This window comes from Vibrio sp. 10N.222.51.C5, from assembly GCF_041474575.1.
In the GTDB taxonomy this organism is placed as follows: Bacteria; Pseudomonadota; Gammaproteobacteria; order Enterobacterales; family Vibrionaceae; genus Vibrio; species Vibrio crassostreae_C.
Map to the genome: position 1 here is coordinate 1 of NZ_JBFRUJ010000121.1, position 4,433 is coordinate 4,433.

Here is a 4,433-nt window from a genome sequence, read left to right on the forward strand (position 1 = left end):
CGCGATGAACCTTTTTATTTGCATTTTGTAGCGCCAGCTTGCAGAATGAGCAAAAGTGTTACAAGGACGTTAAAATGCAACATGGACTGTTGTCATCATTACTCCTGTCTACTTCACTGTTATTTTCACCGGTTGGTATGAGCTATGCCACCGAGATGTCTCCACTTACAGTAGAGTCTTGGCTTGAGAATGATCAAGTAAAACTGAAAACTGCTGAACTACTAGAGCTTGTCGTACGTGACGAAGTCAATTCGCTACGCTTTGCGCTTGAGCGCCTGACATTTCCCCAGCAAGAGGTGGCTCGTTACCAACTCTTGAAGAAGCTTGAACAGCAAAAAATCGTACTCACACCCAAGATGTCTATCTTCATCGAGCAGCAACTTGCTATCACGCCCACTTATCAAGTCTTAGAACGTGGCGATGGCTATGAGTTTACGGTACCTGCCTTTAATTACCCTTCAATTGCTAATCGCCTTATTAAACAATGGCGTCAAGATCAGAAGACATTGGTATTTGTGCTAGATGCAGAGAAACAGGAACTCGACCTAAAAGAGTGGTTATCTGGATCTGAACATCAAGTTCAAACGCGAGAAGCGTTGCTCATTAGAGAGCTAGACAGTTTGTCTCCTGAAGCGGTTGATTACCTAACTAAGCAACTCACCGCATCTTCTATTGTTAGTTGGTTACCTTCTACTGAGGTGGTGGTTCGATTAGCGCAAGTGAGCGAAGACCCAGAGGTTTACAAAATTCTATGGCGAATGAAGGCCGATTATCATAGCCAAGCTGAGCTAGTTCGCCTTGCTGAAACCAAACAAACGTTCGCGCTTGAACAGGTGATGGCAGCGACTAAGAACCCGCGTTTGAAAGATGAAGCGATTACTTTGCTTACCAAAGTTAACCCGTTATCAGAAGAGGTGAAGCTGTTCCTTGTCTCTAGGATGGCGATTGCTGATGAAGCACCATTAGTTGCGCGTGAACTCGCCAAACAAGGTCATACGCGATGGTTGCAAGATCTCGTCAATGATAACCCTCAGGTGAAGAGTTCTTTGATCGAGCAAGCATTACCGTAAAGTGGATTTTGCCTCTCAATAACCACACTAAAAAGGGGGACCTCAGCGTCACCCTTTTTGATATACTGAGCGCAGAATAATCAGCATGTAGAAGTCCTATGAGTTTTAAAGATTTACGTGATTTTATCGACCATCTTGAAAGTATTGGTCAGTTGAAACGCATTTCTCACCCAGTCGATCCAGACTACGAAATGACCGAGATTAGCGACCGTACTCTACGTGCTGGTGGCCCGGCTCTTTTGTTTGAAAATCCAGTAGGCTATGACATGCCCGTTTTGACCAATCTATTTGGTACACCTAATCGGGTTGCTATTGGTATGGGACGTCAAGAAGTCAAAGAACTGCGTGAAGTGGGCAAGTTGCTTGCTTACCTAAAAGAACCTGAGCCACCAAAAGGCTTTAAAGACGCTCTTGATAAACTACCTGTGTTTAAGCAAGTCTTAAACATGCCAGCTAAACGCCTTCGCAAAGCGGCTTGCCAACAAGTGGTATGGCAAGGCGATGACGTCGACCTAGATAAAATCCCTGTGATGAGCTGTTGGGCTGATGATGTCGCGCCATTGCTAACATGGGGTTTAACGGTTACTCGTGGTCCAAACAAGAAACGCCAAAACTTAGGTATCTATCGTCAGCAGAAGATCGGCAAGAATAAAATCATCATGCGTTGGTTAGCCCACCGTGGTGGAGCATTGGATCTGCGTGATTGGATGGAAACTAACCCTGGGAAACCATTCCCAGTATCGGTAGCGTTTGGTGCTGATCCTGCCACCATTCTTGGTGCGGTTACGCCAGTGCCGGATAGTTTATCTGAGTACGCGTTTGCAGGCTTACTACGTGGTAGTAAAACTGAGGTCGTTAAATCAATCAGCAACGACTTAGAAGTTCCCGCAAGTGCAGAAATCGTGATGGAAGGTTACATCGACCCGAATGAATTCGCAGATGAAGGGCCTTACGGAGATCATACTGGTTACTACAACGAGAAAGAAAAGCACCATGTGTTTACTATTACTCATGTAACCATGCGCGAGAACCCTATCTATCACAGCACCTATACTGGCCGTCCACCTGATGAGCCAGCGGTATTGGGTGTTGCGCTAAATGAAGTGTTTGTGCCTATTCTTCAAAAGCAGTTCCCAGAGATTGAAGATTTCTATCTACCGCCTGAAGGTTGTTCGTACCGAATGGCAGTCGTGACCATGAAGAAGCAATACCCAGGTCACGCTAAGCGAGTGATGATGGGTGTATGGTCTTTCTTACGCCAATTCATGTACACCAAATTTGTATTGGTGTGTGATGAAGATGTGAATGCACGTGATTGGTCTCAAGTAACCGCAGCGATGTGCGAACATATGGATCCGTCACGCGATAGCCTGATGATAGAGAACACGCCGATCGATTCATTGGATTTTGCCTCACCCGTGGTTGGGTTAGGTTCTAAGATGGGTCTAGATATTACTAAGAAGTGGGACGCAGAGTTAGCGTTATCGCCAGATGTCCAAACAGCACCTGTAAATAGTGAACATATTGAGGGTAGCTTGGCTGAGTTAACCAAGGTTCATCCTGAAATTATTGATGTTCACCTGCAAAACGACAATGCCAGCATGGTTGTGGTGTCTATTGATAAGCAAGCTGCCGGTAATGGTAAGAAAATCATGGAAGCGGTTTGGTCTCAATTTGATGAGAACAAGTTTGTTATCGTGTGTGATGGCGATGTCAATGTGAGTGATTGGAATGACATCATTTGGGCTGTAACGACAAGAATGGATCCGGCGAGAGATACGTTATTCCTGCAGAACGAAACTGGACACTCAAAAATGGGTCTCGATGCGACCAATAAGTGGGAAGGTGAATGCCTGCGTGAGTGGGGTGTACCAATCACAAAAGATCCTGATGTTGTGAAAAAGATTGATAGCATCTGGGAACAGCTAGGAATTTCATGAGCTACCAAGTAGTCTTATACCCAGAAAACATCAGTTTCACAGTAGAAAAAGGGCAAACGGTCTTGGATGCTGCGCTCAACAGCGATATCTATTTCCCAAACCGTTGCCAAGTTGGCGCATGCGCAATGTGTATGTGCAAAAAATTAGAAGGGCAAGTGAGTTACCACCTTGAACCCATGCTCACAGAGAAAGAGCAGCAACAAGGCTGGATTTTTGCTTGCCAAGCATTTGCAGAAAGTAATTTAGTTCTAACCTTTGCCGATTAAGGGTTAGTAAGAGGAAGAACATGACTATTAAATGTAAAGTGAAGTCTATCGAGCCTTTGGCTTGTAATACTTACCAAATCCTACTTCACCCAGAAACACCGGTCGCTTTTAAAGCGGGCCAGTACCTGATGGTTGAAATGGGCGAGAAAGATAAGCGCCCATTCTCTATCGCAAGTAGCCCTTGCCGCCACGAAGGTGAGCTTGAGCTGCACATTGGTGCTGCCGAGCACAACGCTTACGCACTAGAAGTGGTTGAAGCGATGAAGAAGGCACAAGCTGAAGATGGCGATATTGCGATTGATGCTCCACACGGAGATGCTTGGATCAAAGAAGAAAGCGATCGCCCTCTATTACTTATTGCTGGTGGCACGGGTTTCAGCTACGTGCGCTCTATTCTTGATCACTGCATCGCGCAAAATAGCTCGAAAGAGATCTACCTATACTGGGGCGCAAAAGATGAGTGCCAGTTATATGCTAAAGAAGAGTTGGTTGGCATTGCAGAAAAGCATAGCAATGTGCACTTTGTACCGGTAGTAGAAGAAGCACCGGAAGTTTGGCATGGCCAAACAGGTAATGTGCTTGAGGCTGTTATGCAAAGTTTCGAATCATTAGCTGATTTCGATATCTATATTGCAGGTCGTTTTGAAATGGCGGGCGCTGCAAGAGACCTATTTACTCAGAATAAAGAAGCAAAGCGTGACCATATGTACGCTGATGCTTACGCATTTATCTAACAATACCCTTAGATTTTGAGCAAAAAGAGAGCAGAAATGCTCTCTTTTTTACGTTTAGGTGAACTATTAGGCAGTTAACCCCTATTTATTCATTTTTCATGAAAAAGTAGTTGCTAAGCTGAGAGGGTTCCCTATAATGCGACACCACTGAGACGGCAGACGCCACAAGGCTTCAGCAAGAATCAGTAAGACGGAAAGCGACAAAAAATTAATTTTCAAAAAGTGTTTGACACTGAATGTTAATTCGCTAGAATGGCCGTCCACTTCGAGAGGCTCCTTACTTAAAAGGAACGCTCAAGAAGTTAAGCTCTTTAACAATTTAAACCTATCAATCTGTGTGGGCACTCGTTGATGAATATCAAAACGTTTTATCGTTAGATAAAACAGATTCTTCGGAATCAAAATTGATTTCAATGAACTGAG

The 4,433-nt window shown here is 44.6% G+C and carries 4 protein-coding genes; all 4 read left to right on the forward strand.

All coding sequences use genetic code 11. The annotated features are described in order from the left end of the window. The first annotated feature begins 74 nt into the window (after window positions 1–74). Window positions 75–1,070 (forward strand): hypothetical protein, encoded by a 996-nt coding sequence (locus AB4558_RS21855; RefSeq protein ID WP_017059249.1) that lies wholly within the window; start codon window positions 75–77, stop codon window positions 1,068–1,070. Between the two features lie 98 nt (window positions 1,071–1,168). Next, complete coding sequence (ubiD, locus tag AB4558_RS21860) at window positions 1,169–3,010, forward strand: 4-hydroxy-3-polyprenylbenzoate decarboxylase (protein WP_017059250.1); 1,842 nt, start codon at window positions 1,169–1,171, stop codon at window positions 3,008–3,010. Then, the gene (locus AB4558_RS21865) at window positions 3,007–3,276 is read left to right on the forward strand and encodes a 2Fe-2S iron-sulfur cluster-binding protein (RefSeq protein ID WP_008224727.1); all 270 of its coding nucleotides are present in this window, start codon (window positions 3,007–3,009) and stop codon (window positions 3,274–3,276) included. The genes ubiD and AB4558_RS21865 overlap by 4 nt, the downstream gene beginning before the upstream one ends. A 20-nt stretch (window positions 3,277–3,296) precedes the next feature. Next, a complete protein-coding gene (gene fre / locus AB4558_RS21870; protein ID WP_017059251.1) occupies window positions 3,297–4,010 on the forward strand; it encodes an NAD(P)H-flavin reductase in 714 nt (237 codons plus the stop codon). The last annotated feature ends 423 nt before the right edge of the window (window positions 4,011–4,433 follow it).

Excerpts from the sequence above, each read along its gene's own strand:
- AB4558_RS21855 (WP_017059249.1), top strand. The coding sequence starts at position 75 with ATGCAACATGGACTGTTGTCATCATTACTCCTGTCTACTTCACTGTTA.
- ubiD (WP_017059250.1), top strand. The coding sequence starts at position 1,169 with ATGAGTTTTAAAGATTTACGTGATTTTATCGACCATCTTGAAAGTATT.
- AB4558_RS21865 (WP_008224727.1), top strand. The coding sequence starts at position 3,007 with ATGAGCTACCAAGTAGTCTTATACCCAGAAAACATCAGTTTCACAGTA.
- fre (WP_017059251.1), top strand. The coding sequence starts at position 3,297 with ATGACTATTAAATGTAAAGTGAAGTCTATCGAGCCTTTGGCTTGTAAT.